19 protein-coding genes and 1 other annotated feature are annotated in these 16,636 nt (G+C 50.6%); of the genes, 8 read left to right on the top strand and 11 right to left on the bottom strand.

Features of this window, described 5'->3' with window-relative positions; all coding sequences use genetic code 11:
• Positions 1-3 precede the first annotated feature (3 nt).
• The 6 genes from VSX58_RS20950 to VSX58_RS20925 all read right to left on the bottom strand — a co-directional run bounded on the left by VSX58_RS20950 (position 4) and on the right by VSX58_RS20925 (position 2,183).
• On the bottom strand, positions 4-306 hold the full coding sequence (locus VSX58_RS20950; RefSeq protein ID WP_327619772.1) for a DUF5405 family protein: 303 nt from the start codon (positions 304-306) through the stop codon (positions 4-6).
• The gene (locus VSX58_RS20945; protein WP_327619771.1) at positions 306-554 is read right to left on the bottom strand and encodes a DUF2732 family protein; all 249 of its coding nucleotides are present in this window, start codon (positions 552-554) and stop codon (positions 306-308) included. The genes VSX58_RS20950 and VSX58_RS20945 overlap by 1 nt, the downstream gene beginning before the upstream one ends.
• A 64-nt stretch (positions 555-618) precedes the next feature.
• On the bottom strand, positions 619-1,119 hold the full coding sequence (locus VSX58_RS20940) for a replication protein B (protein WP_327619770.1): 501 nt from the start codon (positions 1,117-1,119) through the stop codon (positions 619-621).
• The gene (locus tag VSX58_RS20935; protein WP_327619769.1) at positions 1,116-1,292 is read right to left on the bottom strand and encodes a hypothetical protein; all 177 of its coding nucleotides are present in this window, start codon (positions 1,290-1,292) and stop codon (positions 1,116-1,118) included. The genes VSX58_RS20940 and VSX58_RS20935 overlap by 4 nt, the downstream gene beginning before the upstream one ends.
• 7 nt (positions 1,293-1,299) lie before the next feature.
• Positions 1,300-1,809 (bottom strand): phage regulatory CII family protein, encoded by a 510-nt coding sequence (locus tag VSX58_RS20930; RefSeq protein ID WP_327619768.1) that lies wholly within the window; start codon positions 1,807-1,809, stop codon positions 1,300-1,302.
• Positions 1,810-1,847: 38 nt separating this feature from the next.
• Positions 1,848-2,183, bottom strand: a complete 336-nt coding sequence (locus tag VSX58_RS20925) for a Cro/Cl family transcriptional regulator (RefSeq protein WP_136168781.1) — start codon at positions 2,181-2,183, stop codon at positions 1,848-1,850.
• A 119-nt stretch (positions 2,184-2,302) separates the two neighbouring features.
• On the opposite strand from VSX58_RS20925, the gene VSX58_RS20920 reads away from it, so the two are divergent.
• From VSX58_RS20920 to VSX58_RS20910, 3 genes are all read left to right on the top strand, one after another.
• Complete coding sequence (locus VSX58_RS20920; protein WP_327619803.1) at positions 2,303-3,157, top strand: phage repressor protein CI; 855 nt, start codon at positions 2,303-2,305, stop codon at positions 3,155-3,157.
• 84 nt (positions 3,158-3,241) lie between these two features.
• Positions 3,242-3,967, top strand: coding sequence for a hypothetical protein (locus tag VSX58_RS20915; RefSeq protein WP_327619767.1), 726 nt, complete (start codon positions 3,242-3,244; stop codon positions 3,965-3,967).
• Positions 3,968-4,036: 69 nt separating this feature from the next.
• Positions 4,037-5,086 carry a site-specific integrase gene (locus VSX58_RS20910; RefSeq protein WP_327619766.1) on the top strand — a complete coding sequence of 350 codons (1,050 nt, stop codon included), beginning with the start codon at positions 4,037-4,039 and terminating at the stop codon, positions 5,084-5,086.
• A gap of 193 nt (positions 5,087-5,279) precedes the next feature.
• Here VSX58_RS20910 and VSX58_RS20905 read toward each other — a convergent pair whose 3' ends face one another.
• Both VSX58_RS20905 and btsR read right to left on the bottom strand, forming a co-directional pair.
• Complete coding sequence (locus VSX58_RS20905; RefSeq protein ID WP_327619765.1) at positions 5,280-5,627, bottom strand: DUF2799 domain-containing protein; 348 nt, start codon at positions 5,625-5,627, stop codon at positions 5,280-5,282.
• Between the two features lie 51 nt (positions 5,628-5,678).
• Positions 5,679-6,395: a two-component system response regulator BtsR gene (gene btsR / locus VSX58_RS20900; protein WP_327619764.1), complete on the bottom strand. Its 717-nt coding sequence runs from the start codon at positions 6,393-6,395 to the stop codon at positions 5,679-5,681.
• 235 nt (positions 6,396-6,630) lie between these two features.
• On the opposite strand from btsR, the gene VSX58_RS20895 reads away from it, so the two are divergent.
• Together VSX58_RS20895 and tyrA are read left to right on the top strand one after the other, a co-directional pair.
• Complete coding sequence (locus VSX58_RS20895; protein ID WP_327619802.1) at positions 6,631-7,704, top strand: 3-deoxy-7-phosphoheptulonate synthase; 1,074 nt, start codon at positions 6,631-6,633, stop codon at positions 7,702-7,704.
• A gap of 5 nt (positions 7,705-7,709) precedes the next feature.
• Positions 7,710-8,831 carry a bifunctional chorismate mutase/prephenate dehydrogenase gene (gene tyrA, locus VSX58_RS20890; RefSeq protein ID WP_327619763.1) on the top strand — a complete coding sequence of 374 codons (1,122 nt, stop codon included), beginning with the start codon at positions 7,710-7,712 and terminating at the stop codon, positions 8,829-8,831.
• 65 nt (positions 8,832-8,896) lie between these two features.
• Here tyrA and pheA read toward each other — a convergent pair whose 3' ends face one another.
• The 3 genes from pheA to bamD form a co-directional block, all read right to left on the bottom strand.
• Positions 8,897-10,057 carry a bifunctional chorismate mutase/prephenate dehydratase gene (gene pheA, locus VSX58_RS20885; RefSeq protein ID WP_327619762.1) on the bottom strand — a complete coding sequence of 387 codons (1,161 nt, stop codon included), beginning with the start codon at positions 10,055-10,057 and terminating at the stop codon, positions 8,897-8,899.
• Between the two features lie 171 nt (positions 10,058-10,228).
• Positions 10,229-10,357 (bottom strand) — a sequence feature (Phe leader region).
• Positions 10,358-10,561: 204 nt separating this feature from the next.
• Complete coding sequence (gene raiA, locus VSX58_RS20880; protein ID WP_327614371.1) at positions 10,562-10,900, bottom strand: ribosome-associated translation inhibitor RaiA; 339 nt, start codon at positions 10,898-10,900, stop codon at positions 10,562-10,564.
• Between the two features lie 290 nt (positions 10,901-11,190).
• On the bottom strand, positions 11,191-11,925 hold the full coding sequence (bamD, locus tag VSX58_RS20875) for an outer membrane protein assembly factor BamD (protein WP_327619761.1): 735 nt from the start codon (positions 11,923-11,925) through the stop codon (positions 11,191-11,193).
• A 133-nt stretch (positions 11,926-12,058) separates the two neighbouring features.
• On the opposite strand from bamD, the gene rluD reads away from it, so the two are divergent.
• The 3 genes from rluD to clpB all read left to right on the top strand — a co-directional run bounded on the left by rluD (position 12,059) and on the right by clpB (position 16,476).
• Complete coding sequence (gene rluD, locus VSX58_RS20870) at positions 12,059-13,036, top strand: 23S rRNA pseudouridine(1911/1915/1917) synthase RluD (protein ID WP_327614373.1); 978 nt, start codon at positions 12,059-12,061, stop codon at positions 13,034-13,036.
• A gap of 7 nt (positions 13,037-13,043) precedes the next feature.
• Positions 13,044-13,769 carry a purine nucleoside phosphorylase YfiH gene (gene yfiH / locus VSX58_RS20865; RefSeq protein ID WP_327619760.1) on the top strand — a complete coding sequence of 242 codons (726 nt, stop codon included), beginning with the start codon at positions 13,044-13,046 and terminating at the stop codon, positions 13,767-13,769.
• Positions 13,770-13,902: 133 nt separating this feature from the next.
• Positions 13,903-16,476 (top strand): ATP-dependent chaperone ClpB, encoded by a 2,574-nt coding sequence (clpB, locus tag VSX58_RS20860; protein WP_327619759.1) that lies wholly within the window; start codon positions 13,903-13,905, stop codon positions 16,474-16,476.
• The last annotated feature ends 160 nt before the right edge of the window (positions 16,477-16,636 follow it).

Raw genomic sequence — 16,636 nt, 5'->3', positions numbered from 1 at the left:
GGGTTACTCCTCGGTGTTATTCAGTTGGTCAAAGGCTTTCTGGCACAACTCGGCCAGCCGGTTTGATTCAGCCAGCAGGCTTTTGGAATCGGTGACTTTGTTTTTCCAAATGGCGGTTCTAATTCCATGATGGATAAAATCGTTAATTAGCCCGATAGGGTTCTGATAAACAGCCAGCGTGGATAAATACGGCTGATCGCCGTCTTCTTTACCGCATTTGATTTCACCCAGCGCAAAGTCATAGCCGACTTTGACAATGGCGTAATTGCCGTTGATATCGACGCGGTTATAAGCGGGGTTTTCCATTACATCACCGCCTTAATATCTGAACCGGAATTATTAAAGGCGACTGATTCCTGCCGTAATAATTCGATAATTTCCTTATTGCTTAGCTCGTTGATGTCCGCATGCGTCGCCAACTTATCCAGGCGGCAAGAAAAAGAGACTTGCGCGTCTGCTTTAGCTTCATTGCGTGCCTGAGCAAGCATTAGCTGTATGCGGTCGTTTTCTGCGTTGCGGCGCATTTCCTGCCCGACTGTTTTATACATGTGCATATAAACCTCAGATAAAAGGATTCCCGACGCGGTTAAGCGCCTATTTGCTTTTTGGTGAAACTAATTAGTTGAAATATTCTTCCGGCTTTATGGCCGTTAATATTGCGGGGGCATCATCAAATAAACTTAAAAGCTCATTTAATGCGCGTAATAATGAATCGCGCCATTTGCAAGACTCATCATCAATACGCCAATAAGGCTGGCTAAATTCTGTTTCGGTTAACCCGGCGTGCATAAATAACGTTCTTCTTTCGCTGACGCTTAACCAGCTTAAAAATGTCGCATGATTAACGCCGTGCTTACGCTGCCTCGAAAACGCATGGCGCAGTTCATCAATGGCGCAAACAATCATCGTGCGTTCCGCGTCGGTCATTTCTTCCAGACGAAAAACCGAATGACGCTTTTTTAGTTGCGCATGGAAACACACAGTTAAACGGTAGCGTTCGGACAGGCCGTTGTAATATGCGCAGGTTTCGCGCCAGCGGCTATCGGCAAAGTGTTTACCGATCACGTTGCGCAGCCCGGCGGGTAAGTTCTGCATACTGCTGACGGTAAACGCTGTCATGCTATCCCCCTTGTTGCTGATTTGATGAAACGGACTATCCGCTGGGTACGGCTGGCCGGACGGGTACGGATGATAATTCCCTTACGACCTTTGCCGTGGGTAATGGTGAAATCGGGCTTTTTCTCCGTCTGGTGATACCAGAGGAAAGGCGCGATAGATATTGGTGTCTGCATAGTTAAGTCACCCTATATTCAGCGACGCGCCAATTCCGCTAAGTGCATCAACGGTAGAGGCTAACGTCGGGTTTGCCTGGATACGTGTTTGCAAAGTCAAACTGACCAGCGACAAGCAGCGGATCCCGGCGTTAATACTGTGCATAAAATTGCTGTGTCGGCTTTTGGTCATACGCTCATTCGATACGCTTTCAGCAGCTACGGCACCGACGGCGGCGGTTGCCTGCAACACGTAGGTTGTTAACAGTTCGGCCTTAGCCTCGTTTACGGGTACGGCCGGCATACAGTTCAACTGAGCCAAAAGCCCATCAATCAGCGTTGCGTCTTCGGTTACATCGGTAAGCGTCAGCAGTTCGTCACAGGTCAGCTTATGCGGCTGGTCGGGGTTCAGTTTGTTGCGCAGGGTTTGCTGATTCATCCCCACGGTTTCGGCCAGCTTCGCCAGATTGTGCTTTGTTGCAAACGTCTGACAGGCGCTGTCAAAGTGCTTATGTATGGAAATCTGATAATCAAACATGACGAAAATCCTTTTAGTTTGAATAATCGAATTAAGCATTACGCTTTTGAATCGATGTAACGGCAATTGACGGCCTGCTGGCGCAATTTTTCACGCCATGCGCTGACATTGACTAACACGCGGGTTTTACCCTTACCTGTGTTATCCGTTGGCGCCCTGAGCAACACGCCTTCATCCAGCCATTGCCAGACAAGCCGAGCACTCACGCCGCGCGCTTTAGCAAAGTCTGGAACGGTCATCACGTCAGACAGTGAGGCGCTTATCATGGATTCAATAGCTGGCCCCAGCAGGGCGACAAGCTGGTTTAGTTGTTCTGGCGGGAGCATAGGAACAACATCTTTTTGAGTGAGTTCTGTTGATTTTGCGTCTTGCATATCGCATGATCTCGCGTTTATTGATACGTTTTGCAGTGTCTTGCATCTTGGTCGATGGAGATACTTTAGATCCGTTTTTTGTATCTGTAAATATGAAAAACGGTTCAGGAGCGGTTTTTATGAGGATTGAAAACGCTATAGCATCCGAGGTTTTAGAAAGAATCCTTTCTTCTTATGGGTTTACTATGCAAAAAGAGTTAGGCGAAAAACTTGGGATAGCGAAAAGTAACGTAGCTGGATGGTTGCAGCGCGGCCAGGTTCCCGGCAACGTGATAGTGCAATGCGCGCTTGATACAGGCGCTGATGTTAACTGGTTAGTTACCGGTGAGTTTGATAGTTCGCATTTGCAAATTAATAATGTGAGTTTGAAAGGAAAGGCGCTTTACGATCAGATATTGGCATCCGGCGGTAAAGCCGTTCTGCGCCGTATTATGGACGCCTACGGATTTAGCACACAGAAAGAGTTAGGCGATTTGCTGGGTATCTCTACCGCAACAATCAGTACCTGGGTACGCCGTAATTTCTTTCCCGGCGATGTGGTGATTGCCTGTGCGCTGGATACTGGCGTTTCCCTTGAGTGGTTGGCGACGGGAAAGGGGAAAGCGGCTAGCAGTGGGAAAGGAGGCGATCTGGAGGTCAACACCAATAGACTTATCCCTAAATATCGCCTTGAGGCGGGGGACATGAAAGAGGCTGGTTACTGGTCTATGGATCGCTCGCTTGTGAGTAATGAAACCGCACAGCCTGTTTATATTGAAGGCTTAGGGTGTTCGTGGGGAGTTGATACGGCTGCTAAGAATATAGGTAATGGGCGCTGGGTTGTTAATGTTGATAATTCTTATGATGTATTTGATATCGTCCGGTTACCGGGCGGCAGGGTTAAATTATCAAACAATTCGATAGATTTTGAATGTGGGATTAACGATATTCTGATTTACGGCAGTGTGATTTTTACATTGGAAAAAAACATATAATTACAATGGAAATCATTGCATTCAAGACAGGTTTAACAGCAATACATCTACACACAGATAAAATCATTAATTAAAGGTATTAGAATGGATAATTTATTAGCATTAATCTCCGTAGCCGCCTTTATTGCTTTCCTGATTGGCTTGGTGAAACCGAAACTGGTACTAATGCCGAGCCGTGGACGCTCCTGTGCCACGTATGCGGCTGCTTTCTTTATCCCTGCCGTTATTGGTTCAACGTTTTTCCCTACAAAAAAGATTGTCGCTGAAACAACTGATACAAAAGTATCTAATTCAGTAGCTCCAGCAAAATTTGAATATGCCGATTTGTCATTAAGTGATTATCGTAACAAGCCACAAACAACGCGCCATGACATTATTGATGAGTATGTGAAGTTTAAAGGTATTGATGTTAATTCCGCTGATTCTTTTTATTCGTGCATGAGTGAAAACAGCTTACAAAAATCAGGTGAACTGTCATTAGATACGGTCTTAGATTGGTGCTACAGCGAGTATGAGAATACCCCTGACATGCTGGCTAAACGGATAAACCTTGATGCATTTCAGAAAAACTTTAGTGGCTGGGATGGCTCATATCGCCCACTGGAAAAACTAATTAAAAAAAGCATGAATGATGATTCTTCTTATAAACATGTTGAAACTTTTTCACGCATTGTATTGGGCAAGGATCCCCACGGTATTGTAAAAACCACTTTCAAAGGGAAAAATGCCTATGGTGCCGTGGTTAAGGAACAGGTTTCCGCTAGAGTCGATTTAAAAACCGGTGACATTGTAAGCATCATTGAAGATTGATTTTTCTTAATTAGCGATGAGCCATTTCATATTCATGGCTAATTAAATACGTTGTTATTTAGGTGTGGAATGACAGTAAGAAAATTAAACACCGGTAAATGGCTGTGTGAGTGTTACCCGAACGGTCGTGATTCCAAACGTATTAGAAAGCAGTTCAATACAAAGGGTGAGGCGGAATCATTTGAAAAATACACCATGCGTGAGGTTGACGATAAGCCGTGGCTGGGGGCAAAAGAAGATCGCCGCAAACTCAGTGAGCTGATAGAGCTTTGGCATAATCTGCACGGGCGCTCATTGTCGGCGATAGAGTCACGAATGGGAAAATTTCGCCTGATATGTAATGGCCTCAATGACCCGATAGCGTCCCGTTTAACCGCTAAAGATTGGGCGCATTATCGAGACAAACGGCTGGCCGGTGAAATCCCCAACGGCAGGGATGCGGATCCAGAAAAATGGATTGTGAAGCCCATCACCGTTAACCGTGAACAGCAATACCTGTGTGCCATGTTCAATGAACTTAAGCGCCTGGGTGAGTGGCATCTTCCGAATCCCCTTGACGGGATACGCGTCTTTAAAGAGGCCGAAAAGGAAATGTCATGGTTGACAAAGAAAGAAATTCCAGAGCTATTAGCGGCCAGCGTTGCATATGGCAATGATGATTTGACGACCATTATCAAAATTTGCCTGGCTACCGGGGCGCGGTGGCGGGAAGCCGAGAGCTTAACCCGTTCTCAACTATCGCCCTGTAAAGTGACCTTTTTCAAAACCAAAGGCAAAAAGAACAGAAGCGTGCCGATCCCGCAATGGCTATATGACGAGTTATCGCCACGGCAGGGGCGCATGTTTACACCCTGCTATCAGACATTCAAAAAAGTGTTGGCACGAACGCATATAGAATTACCGGAAGGGCAAAAGACTCACGTTTTACGGCATACTTTTGCCAGTCATTTTATGATGAACGGCGGGAATATTCTGGTGTTACAGCGCATCCTCGGTCACGCGAATATCCGGGAAACCATGCGGTACGCTCACTTTGCCCCCGACCATTTAGAAGAGGCCGTGCATTTAAATCCACTGTCCGATTACAATGGCGGCAAAATGGCGGCGGAGCTTTCATAACGCTACAAAACAATGCAATAGAAGTTACATTAACTATTTGTTTTTTATGGTAAGTAACTGTTTTTTGGTGCGTTGTATCAGGAGCGTCTTAACTAATAGCGCGCTTTCGCAACATCCGAAAGTTGTTATGAATAAAGGGTTTAGCCGATGGCTAAGCCCTTTTTTTACGTCTGCTGTTTCGTCCCGGCGTATGTTAATTGATGCTGCGCTGCCACAGCGTTCGTAACTGTTCGGCGTTGGCGACGCCGTCACAGCTGGCGGGGAAATTTTTACCGGCCTTGCTCCATGCCAGGATGTTATCGGGCTGGCAGAGCGCCGTCTGCCCGGCGCCGTATCCGAATAAGTAGGATTCCCTATCTACCTGGGGATCGCCGAACCACTCCTCCAATGCGCTATTATCCTTGACCACCATGCCGGATATGGCGTCTTGATAGCCGGCATGGTACCAGACGTTTTTTTCTCCGCCGTCCGTCGGCGCAGAGAGATGATGTCGGCACCCGGTGAGCAAAAGAATTACAGCCAGAGCGTAACTGTATTTCATAGTGGGACCCTTATTCGGTAAGCATGGTGATAAAATCACGCCCTTTTTATTTTATGCGATGCCCAATTTTTCTTTTAATAATTTTAGATAGCGTCTACTGACGGGAATATGTTTTCCCGTATTGGTGAGCACTTCCGCCGCGCCGTTCTCCATAAGTTGAATTTCCTTCAGCAGATCCGTATTGACCATATATTTTCTGTGGCAGCGTACGAAAGGGGTCTTTTCTTCCAGGGTCTTCAGCGAGAGTTGCGTATAGCCCGATTCATTTACCCCTACGACATGTACTCCGCTCAGCTCGGAGCTGAGATATTCAACCTCATCGACCTTAAGTAAAAAAATGCGGTTGTGTCCGTTGCATGGAATGTGGCGCAGGTAGGGTTCGGTAATTGATTGTATATTTTTGTTTACACTAACGCCGCGGCGTAAACGATTCAGCGTTTTGCCAAGCCGCTGTGAATCGAGCGGCTTGAGCAAATAATCGAAAGCGTGTTCTTCGAATGCGCGCACGGCATATTCATCATAGGCGGTGACGAAGACGACATAGGGCATGTTCTCCGGATCCAGCATCGCGGCTAATTCCAGACCGCTGACTTTCGGCATCTGTATATCCAGAAAGATAACGTCAGGCTGTAGCCGATGAATGGCCGGTATCGCCTCCAGCGCATTGCCGCATTGAGCAAGGATGGTTATGTCGGTCTCATTTTCCAGCAGCAAGGCTAGCTCTTCACGAGCGGGTAATTCGTCGTCAATGATGATGGCTTTCAGCATTGTAACCCCCCTTTATGTTCCGCTGATTCTACCATTATTCACGCTGAGGGTTGCCATGCTGAAAGGCTGAAGTGAGAAGCTGAATCCGTGGTTGCTACCGCGGATGAGGAGAGGGTGGTAAATTTAGTTTACATTAATGGATTGAAAAATTTACGTCCCGTGTTATGGTGTAGCCATAATGCAAGAACGCATTTATCGATCACGTCATACAGGATTTGTCAGGAATAATATGAACATGCAAAAAGACTCGCTTAATAATATTAATATCGTTGAAGAACAAATACTTATCACTCCGGATGATCTGAAGGCCAAATTCCCGCTGAGTGATGATGAAGAAAAAGCCATCACCCGCGCGCGCCAAACGATTGCGGATATCATTCACGGGCGCGATCGCCGCCTGCTGATTGTGTGCGGTCCCTGTTCCATTCACGATACCGATGCGGCGTTGGAGTACGGGCGCCGTTTGCAATCCCTCTCAGCCGAGCTGAGCGATCGGTTGTATATCGTTATGCGGGTCTATTTTGAAAAGCCGCGCACCACCGTCGGCTGGAAAGGGTTGATCAACGATCCGCACATGGATGGCTCATGCGACGTGGAAGCCGGGCTGCATATTGCGCGCGAATTACTCCTCAAGCTGGTCAATATAGGGCTGCCGCTGGCAACTGAAGCGTTGGATCCCAATAATCCCCAGTATCTGGGCGATCTGTTCAGCTGGTCCGCCATTGGCGCCCGCACCACTGAATCGCAAACCCACCGGGAAATGGCCTCAGGCTTGTCGATGCCCGTCGGTTTCAAAAATGGCACCGATGGCAGTCTTGGCACGGCGATCAATGCCATGAGGGCCGCGGCGATGCCGCACCGGTTTATGGGAATCAACCAATCCGGACAGGTTTGCCTGCTGCACACCCAGGGAAATGCGGACGGCCACGTTATTTTACGCGGCGGCAAGAAACCGAACTATAGCGCGCAAGATGTTGCTGAATGTGAAAAGCAGATGCTTGATGCGGGACTGAAACCCTCCCTGATGATAGATTGTAGCCATGGTAACTCAAACAAAGATTACCGTCGGCAGCCCATCGTGGTCGAGTCGGCAATTGAGCAAATTAAGGCAGGCAATCAATCTATTATCGGCCTGATGCTGGAAAGTCATCTTAACGAAGGCAGCCAGTCGTCAGAACAGCCCCGCTCGGAGATGCGCTACGGCGTATCGGTAACGGATGCCTGCATCAGTTGGGAAAACACCGCAGCGTTGCTGCGTCAGGTACATCAAGAGATCGGCGCGGAACGGGTAAAACATTCAGGAGAGTAACAGTAATGGTAGCTGAACTGACCGCATTGCGTGATCAGATAGATGAGGTAGATAAAGAGCTGTTAGCGCTATTATCTCGTCGGTTGCGTTTAGTGGCGGAAGTGGGCGAGGTCAAAAGCCGTTACGGCCTGCCTATCTATGCGCCGGACCGTGAATCGACAATGCTCAGTTTGCGCCGTAAAGAGGCTGCTCAATTAGGCGTTCCGCCGGATCTGATCGAGGATATCCTGCGCCGCGTGATGCGCGAGTCCTATTCCAGCGAGAATGATAAAGGATTTAAAACGCTATGCCCGCAGCTTCGTCCGATAGTGATTGTGGGCGGGCGCGGGAAAATGGGGGCGTTGTTTGAAAAAATGCTGACGCTGTCGGGGTATCAGGTCAGGATCCTGGAACAGGAGGATTGGCCGCGAGCCGAGAGCCTGCTGTCTGATGCCGGTATGGTTATCGTCAGCGTCCCTATCCATCTGACGGAGTCGGTTATCGCCCGGCTGCCCAAACTGCCTGACGACTGTATTCTGGTGGATCTGGCTTCGGTGAAAAATGGTCCTTTGCAGGCCATGCTGGCGGCGCACCATGGGCCGGTACTTGGCCTGCATCCCATGTTCGGGCCGGACAGCGGCAGCCTGGCTAAACAGGTGGTCGTCTATTGCGATGGCCGTCAGCCGGAGTCCTATCAGTGGCTGCTGGAGCAAATTCAGGTGTGGGGCGCCCGTTTGCATCGCATTAGCGCGGTGGAGCACGATCAAAACATGACGTTCATTCAGGCGCTGCGGCATTTCGCTACTTTCGCCTATGGCCTGCACCTGGCGGAAGAGAACGTGCAGATCGAACAGCTGCTGGCGCTGTCATCGCCGATTTATCGTCTGGAATTGATCATGGTGGGACGGCTGTTCGCTCAGGATCCGCAGCTGTATGCCGACATCATTATGTCTTCCGAGAATAACCTGGCTTTGATTAAGCGTTATTATAAACGCTTTGGCGAAGCCATCGAGCTGCTGGAGCAGGGGGATAAAGCGCAGTTTATCAATAGTTTCAAAAAGGTGGAGCATTGGTTCGGCGATTACGCGGGGCGATTCCAGGCCGAAAGCCGGACGTTGCTGCGCCAGGCCAACGATATCCGCCAATAAGCGTCGTTCATACTATTTATCATTGCTTATTCAGCCATCCCGGCGGTTGCCGGGGTGGCTTTTCTTCACTCTGCGGCGTCCGCGGGAACCACGTTTTCGCTGGGGTAGCAGCCTAAAATCTTTAATGAACGCGTAATCGACGCCAGTCCCTGCAATGCCTTTTGCATCGCGTCGCTGCGTAGGTTCGCTTGTACATCAATGTAGAACATCTCTTCCCAGGGGTTGCCGTTAATCGGCCGGGATTCCAGCTTGGTCATAATGATGCCGTGGTCGCGCAGCACCAGCAGCGCTTCGACCAGCGCCCCGGACTGTTGCCCTGTCGCCATAATTAGCGTGGTTTTCGCCGGAACCTGCTCTGAAACCTCGATGGGTTTACGGGCAAGGACAATAAAACGGGTAATGTTCTGAGACTGGTTGGCCAGGTCGTGTTCCAGCACTTTCAGTTGATACAGCGTTCCGCCGGCTTCACTGCCCAAGGCCGCGGCTTTGGGCGAGTTGAGCGCCGCCACTTTTTCCATCGCCGCGGCGGTGCTTTCACAATATTCAATTTTCCAGTGGGGGAAACGATTGATGAAGTGGCTGCATTGCTGGAAGGGCTGCGGATGGCTATACACCGTCTCTATCTGATCCAGACGGGTATCTGTGGCCACTAGAACGCAGTGGTTAATCGGATTCGACAGCTCGCCGATAATTGATAACCCGGTATGTTGTAGCAGGTCATAGACGTCGTTGATGGATCCTGAACTGGTATTTTCAATCGGCAGCACGGCATAGTCGGCCTGACCGGTTTCCACCATATTGAAAATATCCTGGAATTTCTGGCAACCGCACTCAATGAGCTGATCAAAATGCCGGGCGGCGTACTGGCGGGCCGCCAGGTGAGAATAAGAGCCTTTGGGTCCAAGAAACGCCACCCGCGCGGAGCGCTCGCTCGTCTGGTTGAGGTTATGCTGCAATAGCGCCTGTTGCGTCAGTACGGAATCTTCAATGATAACCTGGAATAAACGGGTAATGTAGTGACCATCAAGATGATAGGTTTTCCCAACGGCGGTGAGTTTGTCCAGTAAAGCCCGCTCGCGTTCTTTGTCGCGGATAGGGCGGTGCGACAGCAGTTTGCTGCGTGCAACCTCAAGCGCCAGTTCCCGCCTTTCCGCCAGTAGTGCCAGTAATTTTAAATCCAGTTCACTGATGCGCTCACGTAGAACCAGTAGTGGGTTATCGGTCATTATATCGTTACCTGTTTTCTGTCCTGATAAAAATCGCCGGAGCGATTTTTAACGTCGCCTGCGATGGCCCGAAGGGGACGGGCGAGGATAGCCCGCCATAAAAAATCGCCGGGAGCGATTTTTAACGTCGCTTGCGACGGCCCAAAGGGAGGCGGGCAAGGATAGCCCGCCATAAAAAAAGCCTCCTGTTTTCAGAAGGCTTTTTTGTTCGTCTTCGTATTCTAACTCTTACGACGAATCGCCTCCCGGGTTCAGGGGAAGGTGAAAAAAAATACGAAGAAGAACGCTGTGTCAGTCATGCCGGTCCCGTATGAAATAAGAAATATGAGTAGGAAGCAAGAGCGTGTAAAGTAACTGCTGTCTTTTCATCCTGTCAATACAAAATTGCCGGCGGCGATTTTGAACAATGCTCTGCGGCGCCCTTCAAGGGCGATGGCACGCATGCCCACATACAAAAACGCGCCAAACGGCGCGTTAGATAGAAAAAGTGTAATGAACGTTCGGTTACTCTTCTTGCGGAACCTGCAGGTTGGCGTCTTTAACGCATGCGTCGGCACGACGCGCTTCAGCTTTATGCTGAACTTTATTGAGTTGGCGCTCAAGCTTGGCAATCAGTTCATTGATAGCGGCATACATATCTTCATGCTTGGCGCTGGCGACCAGCGGGCCATTCGGCGTGCTGATTGTCGCGTCGGCGACAAAACCCTGCGGCTCTTTCGACAAAACGATATGCGGATTAATCAGGTGAGCTTGCCACTTATCCAGCTTTGAAAGACGGTCTTCGACATGCTGACGTATTGCGGGGGTAATATCCATTTGCTTACTGGTAATATTGATAGTCATATAACTTACCTCTCTGCCTTTGTCCGTCTTGAATAGTTTCAGCATAGCGCGAGTGAAGACAAAAATCGTGATTATGATCACCTTTTTTTGTCACTTTTTGTCAAAAAAACATGATTTGTGAGGCGAGATCGAGAATCGACGGGAAGTGCTTGAGGAGGCGAGCCGGGCTGTGTCATTATTGGCTGGATAAGTTGAGCCCGCCTGATTTATTAACGATTTTCCCTTTCTATTCACACGCATAAAAAACGGCAGCCGAAGCCGCCGTTTGCTGTATTTGCGTATCGGTTATGTTAAGCCGGATTCGCGGCGATGATCTTGGCGACCTTATCCGCCTGTGCGGCTAACTGAAGTTCGCGATAGGCATTTTCCATCAGCGGCAAGGCGTTTTTCGTCGCCTGAGTATTCGGGTAGTCACGTAACATTTGCTCCACGCGATTAACTACCGCTACATAGGCGCCGCGTTTCGTGTAGTATTGCGCGACGGAAAGTTCATATTTAGCCAAACGTTCTTTCAGATAGACCAGGCGCTTACTGGCGTCGGTCGCATACTGGCTGTTTGGATAACCCTGAATCAGGCGGGTAAAATCTCGGAAGGCGGTGCGGGCGTACTGAGGATCGCGATCGGAACGATCAACGCCAAAGAATCCCTGCAACGCGCTGTCGTCGAGAGCCATATCCGTCAGTCCACGCATGTACAAGACATAATCGATGCTTGGGTGGGTGGGGTTTAATCGAAGGAAGCGGTCGATAGAGGCTTGAGCCAGCGGCAGTTCAGCGGATTTATAGTAGGCGTAAATCAAATCCAACTGTACCTGCTGAGAATAGGGACCGAATGGATAGCGGTTATCCAGTGCTTCCAACTGCGTGATGGCTGCTCTAAAGTTACCGTCCTGCAATTTCTGTTGAGCATTATCATACAGCACCGATGGCGGACTGTCGGGAACCGCATCTTTGGAACCGTTGGAGCAACCAACCAGCGCCAGGCTCAACGTGGCGGCAGCCACCAGATATTTCATACGCGTCATGACGTTTTGATTATCCTCAGAGTGTTATTCCGGGAAACTGTCCGTTAAGCTCCCGATTTAGACCAGCTACAATAGTACATTATTTTAAACGGCCTCGCCGTGAAAACCCAACGTTAACGAAGAAGCTGCAACTATGGCACAACAAGTACAACTCACCGCAACGGTGGCCGAATCCCAACTCGGACAACGCTTAGATCAGGCTTTGGCCGAATTGTTCCCTGATTATTCACGATCTCGTATAAAAGAGTGGATTCTGGAGAACCGGGTACAGATTAACGGCAATGTCATCAATAAGCCAAAAGAGAAAGTGCTGGGCGGCGAATTGATTGATATTGATGCGCTTATCGAAGAAGAGGCGCGTTGGGAAGCGCAGGATATCGCGCTGGATATCGTCTATGAAGATCAGGATATTCTGGTGATCAATAAACCCAGGGGATTAGTCGTTCACCCTGGCGCCGGCAATCCTGACGGCACCGTGCTCAATGCGCTATTGCATTACTATCCTGAAATCGTGGATGTGCCGCGGGCGGGAATTGTGCACCGTCTGGACAAAGACACCACGGGATTAATGGTGGTCGCGAAAACCGTGCCGGCGCAGACCCGGCTAGTCGAATCATTACAGGCGCGTGAAATTACGCGCGAATATGAAGCCGTTGCGATTGGCACCATGACCGCGGGGGGAACGGTGGAGGAGCCGATAGCGCGCCATGCGACCAAACGTACGCATATGGCGGTTCACCCGATGGGGAAACCTGCGGTCACGCACTATCGCATCATGGAGCATTTCCGCGCGCATACGCGCTTGCGGCTGCGTTTGGAAACGGGACGAACCCATCAGATCCGCGTGCATATGTCGCACATTAGCCATCCTCTAGTGGGCGATCCTTTATACGGCGGACGTCCTCGCCCGCCTAAAGGCGCTTCGGACGCGTTTATTACCGCGCTGCGCGGTTTTGACCGGCAGGCGCTGCATGCCACAATGCTGCGTTTATATCATCCGATCAGCGGGATACAAATGGAGTGGCATGCGCCTCTGCCCCAGGATATGCTCGATCTCATCGATGCATTAAAAGCGGATACCGAAGCGTTCCAGGATCAACTCAACTGGTGATGAGATAATGCTGATACATCCTGATTGGCCTGTACCGCAGAGCGTCCGGGCATGCAGCACCACTCGTTGCGGCGGCGTCAGTCTGCCGCCTTATGACGCGCTCAATCTGGGAAACCATGTCGGCGACGATGCCGAAAAGGTGAGAATAAACCGCCAGCTTCTGATGGATAAGGCCGGCTTGCCTTCAATGCCCCGCTGGCTGGAACAGGTTCACGGTACGCATACGATCCGTATCGACGGCGAAGAACAGTCTACTGTCCGCGGGGATGCGGTCTACACCGATCGGCAAGGGCAGGTGTGCGCTGTGATGACCGCCGACTGTCTGCCGGTTCTGCTCTGCTCCGTCGCGGGCGATGAGGCGGCGGCGGTTCATGCCGGCTGGCGCGGATTGTGCGCCGGCGTGGTGGAGTCGGCGCTATCCTGTTTTCGCGCCGAACCGTCTCGGATTATGGCGTGGCTTGGCCCGGCCATTGGTCCGCAAGCATTTGAAGTCGGGGCGGAAGTTCGGGACGCATTTATCCAGCATGACGCCATGGCGATATCGGCATTCAGGCCTAATGGCGATAAGTTTCTTGCCGATATATACCAACTGGCGCGGTTACGTTTACGCGCCGGCGGCGTGACGCGGATCTTTGGCGGCGATTTTTGTACGGTCAGCGATCCGCGGCGATTTTTCTCTTATCGGCGCGACGGCGTGACGGGCCGTATGGCAAGTTTAATCTGGCTGATATAACCTATTGAATTAAGGCGATCCACGGCAAATAACATTTTAATCCCATCGCTATTGGCAAAATAACCTTGAAATCTTGAGGGATGACCTCATCTGATCTCCAGTAGCAGTTTTGACCAGTTCCATGGGAGGTGTTATGCGTCTGGATCGTCTTACCAACAAGTTTCAACTAGCTCTCGCCGATGCCCAATCTCTTGCTCTCGGACGAGATCATCAATTTATCGAACCCCTTCACTTGATGAGCGCTTTACTCAATCAGGAAGGGAGTACCGTAGGCCCGCTTCTTACCGCGGCCGGCTCCAACGTTTCCCGTCTGAAAAACGAGATCGGTCAGGCAATTGCGCGTTTACCTCAGGTAGAAGGCACCGGCGGGGATGTTCAGCCGTCCAGCGAGCTGGTCCGCACTTTAAACGTGTGCGACAAGCTGGCGCAAAAACGTGGCGATACCTTTATTTCCTCTGAACTTTTTGTGCTGGCGGTGCTGGATTCTCAAAGCGCGCTGAGTGACATGATTAAACATTCCGGGGCAACGCAGGAAAGCGTTACCAAAGCCATCGATCAGATCAGAGGAGGAGAACAGGTGAACGATCAGGGCGCTGAGGACCAGCGGCAGGCGTTGAAAAAATACACTATCGATCTGACCGAACGCGCGGAACAAGGCAAGCTTGACCCGGTTATCGGCCGTGATGAAGAAATTCGCCGCACCATTCAGGTGTTACAACGTCGAACTAAAAATAACCCGGTATTGATCGGCGAGCCGGGCGTCGGTAAAACCGCCATTGTTGAAGGTCTGGCTCTGCGGATCGTGAACGGCGAAGTGCCGGAAGGATTAAAGAACAAGCGCGTACTCTCCCTGGATATGGGGTCGCTGGTCGCCGGCGCGAAATACCGCGGGGAATTTGAAGAGCGGCTAAAAGGCGTGCTTACCGATTTATCCAAACAGGAAGGGAATGTCATCCTGTTTATCGATGAGCTGCATACCATGGTCGGGGCGGGTAAAGCCGACGGCGCTATGGACGCCGGGAACATGCTGAAGCCGGCTCTGGCCCGCGGCGAATTGCACTGCGTGGGTGCCACGACGCTGGATGAATACCGGCAATATGTTGAAAAAGACGCGGCTCTGGAGCGTCGTTTCCAGAAGGTGTTCGTCGCCGAGCCGACGGTCGAAGATACCATTGCTATTTTACGCGGACTTAAAGAACGCTATGAGTTGCATCACCACGTGCAGATCACCGACCCGGCCATTGTCGCTGCGGCTACGCTGTCCCATCGCTATATTGCGGATCGAAAGCTGCCGGACAAGGCGATTGACCTGATCGATGAGGCCGCTTCCAGTATCCGTATCCAGATTGACTCAAAGCCCGAGGCTTTGGATCGTCTGGACCGCCGCATCATTCAGTTAAAACTGGAGCAACAGGCGCTGAAGAAAGAGTCGGACGAAGCCAGCCAAAAACGTTTAGAGCTGCTAAGCACCGAGCTGGAAGAGAAAGAGCGCGAGTACTCTAAACTGGAAGAGGAGTGGAAAGCGGAAAAAGCCTCTCTCACGGGGACCCAGAATATCAAAGCCGCGCTGGAACAGGCGAAAATATCTCTGGAGCAGGCTCGGCGCCAGGGGGACCTGGGGCGGATGTCCGAAATTCAATACGGTAAAATTCCCGAGTTGGAAAAACAGCTGGCGGCGGCGACGCAGCTTGAAGGTAAAACCATGCATCTGTTACGCAACCGCGTGACGGATACTGAAATCGCCGAAGTGCTCGCCCGCTGGACGGGTATCCCGGTATCCAGAATGCTGGAAAGTGAACGTGAAAAACTGCTCAGAATGGAAGAGGCGCTGCACCAGCGGGTAATCGGACAGGATGAAGCGGTCGAAGCGGTGGCGAACTCTATCCGACGCAGTCGCGCCGGCCTGTCCGATCCCAACCGCCCAATCGGTTCTTTCCTGTTCCTTGGGCCGACCGGGGTGGGTAAAACAGAACTGTGTAAAACGCTGGCCTCTTTCCTGTTCGATAGCGACGATGCGATGGTGCGTATCGACATGTCCGAGTTTATGGAAAAACATTCGGTGTCGCGCTTAGTGGGGGCGCCTCCGGGATACGTCGGTTATGAAGAGGGGGGATATCTGACAGAAGCGGTCCGCCGCCGTCCCTACTCGGTAATCCTGCTGGATGAGATCGAGAAGGCGCATCCCGATGTATTCAATATTCTGCTGCAGGTATTGGACGATGGGCGTCTGACCGATGGGCAAGGGCGTACGGTCGATTTCCGCAACACGGTCGTCATTATGACGTCGAACCTTGGCTCCGACCTGATTCAGGAACGCTTTGGCGAACGGAGTTATGCGGAAATGAGAGGGATGGTGCTTGAAGTGGTTAGCCATAGCTTCCGTCCTGAGTTTATTAACCGTATTGATGAAGTGGTGGTGTTCCATCCTCTGGGAAGAAAACACATCGCCTCAATCGCCAAGATCCAGCTACAGCGTTTGTATAAACGCCTTGAAGAGCGCGGTTACCATGTGACGATAACGGATGCTGCGCTGGAACGGTTGGGCGAAATCGGGTTCGATCCGGTTTATGGCGCGCGTCCGCTGAAAAGGGCGATACAGCAGCTGATTGAAAATCCGCTCGCGCAGCAGATTTTGTCCGGCAAGTTGATTCCCGGCAAGCCGGTAACCCTGGACGTTGATGGTGAAAACATCGTTGCCCGTCAGTAATCTTGCTTGTTAATAAGAATGAAAACGGAGGAAATCGTCTATTTCTTCCGTTTTCTTTTTCTTTGTCTATATCCTCCCCGTTTTTAGTACGAAATGCAGGCTAAAAAAGGCGTATTGGGTTATTTTTGAGCGCTTGATGATTTTTTTGCATTTAGCGCTT

The organism is Brenneria populi (assembly GCF_036016195.1).
Classification (GTDB): domain Bacteria; phylum Pseudomonadota; class Gammaproteobacteria; order Enterobacterales; family Enterobacteriaceae; genus Brenneria; species Brenneria populi.
The sequence above is the reverse complement of the archived record's forward strand: the minus strand, read 5'-3'. Positions and strand labels throughout refer to the sequence as shown.

Bases quoted from the DNA above. Each gene is read 5' to 3' on its own strand.
- VSX58_RS20950 (WP_327619772.1), bottom strand. From the start codon at position 306: ATGGAAAACCCCGCTTATAACCGCGTCGATATCAACGGCAATTACGCC.
- VSX58_RS20945 (WP_327619771.1), bottom strand. From the start codon at position 554: ATGCACATGTATAAAACAGTCGGGCAGGAAATGCGCCGCAACGCAGAA.
- VSX58_RS20940 (WP_327619770.1), bottom strand. From the start codon at position 1,119: ATGACAGCGTTTACCGTCAGCAGTATGCAGAACTTACCCGCCGGGCTG.
- VSX58_RS20935 (WP_327619769.1), bottom strand. From the start codon at position 1,292: ATGCAGACACCAATATCTATCGCGCCTTTCCTCTGGTATCACCAGACG.
- VSX58_RS20930 (WP_327619768.1), bottom strand. From the start codon at position 1,809: ATGTTTGATTATCAGATTTCCATACATAAGCACTTTGACAGCGCCTGT.
- VSX58_RS20925 (WP_136168781.1), bottom strand. From the start codon at position 2,183: ATGCAAGACGCAAAATCAACAGAACTCACTCAAAAAGATGTTGTTCCT.
- VSX58_RS20920 (WP_327619803.1), top strand. From the start codon at position 2,303: ATGAGGATTGAAAACGCTATAGCATCCGAGGTTTTAGAAAGAATCCTT.
- VSX58_RS20915 (WP_327619767.1), top strand. From the start codon at position 3,242: ATGGATAATTTATTAGCATTAATCTCCGTAGCCGCCTTTATTGCTTTC.
- VSX58_RS20910 (WP_327619766.1), top strand. From the start codon at position 4,037: ATGACAGTAAGAAAATTAAACACCGGTAAATGGCTGTGTGAGTGTTAC.
- VSX58_RS20905 (WP_327619765.1), bottom strand. From the start codon at position 5,627: ATGAAATACAGTTACGCTCTGGCTGTAATTCTTTTGCTCACCGGGTGC.
- btsR (WP_327619764.1), bottom strand. From the start codon at position 6,395: ATGCTGAAAGCCATCATCATTGACGACGAATTACCCGCTCGTGAAGAG.
- VSX58_RS20895 (WP_327619802.1), top strand. From the start codon at position 6,631: ATGCAAAAAGACTCGCTTAATAATATTAATATCGTTGAAGAACAAATA.
- tyrA (WP_327619763.1), top strand. From the start codon at position 7,710: ATGGTAGCTGAACTGACCGCATTGCGTGATCAGATAGATGAGGTAGAT.
- pheA (WP_327619762.1), bottom strand. From the start codon at position 10,057: ATGACCGATAACCCACTACTGGTTCTACGTGAGCGCATCAGTGAACTG.
- raiA (WP_327614371.1), bottom strand. From the start codon at position 10,900: ATGACTATCAATATTACCAGTAAGCAAATGGATATTACCCCCGCAATA.
- bamD (WP_327619761.1), bottom strand. From the start codon at position 11,925: ATGACGCGTATGAAATATCTGGTGGCTGCCGCCACGTTGAGCCTGGCG.
- rluD (WP_327614373.1), top strand. From the start codon at position 12,059: ATGGCACAACAAGTACAACTCACCGCAACGGTGGCCGAATCCCAACTC.
- yfiH (WP_327619760.1), top strand. From the start codon at position 13,044: ATGCTGATACATCCTGATTGGCCTGTACCGCAGAGCGTCCGGGCATGC.
- clpB (WP_327619759.1), top strand. From the start codon at position 13,903: ATGCGTCTGGATCGTCTTACCAACAAGTTTCAACTAGCTCTCGCCGAT.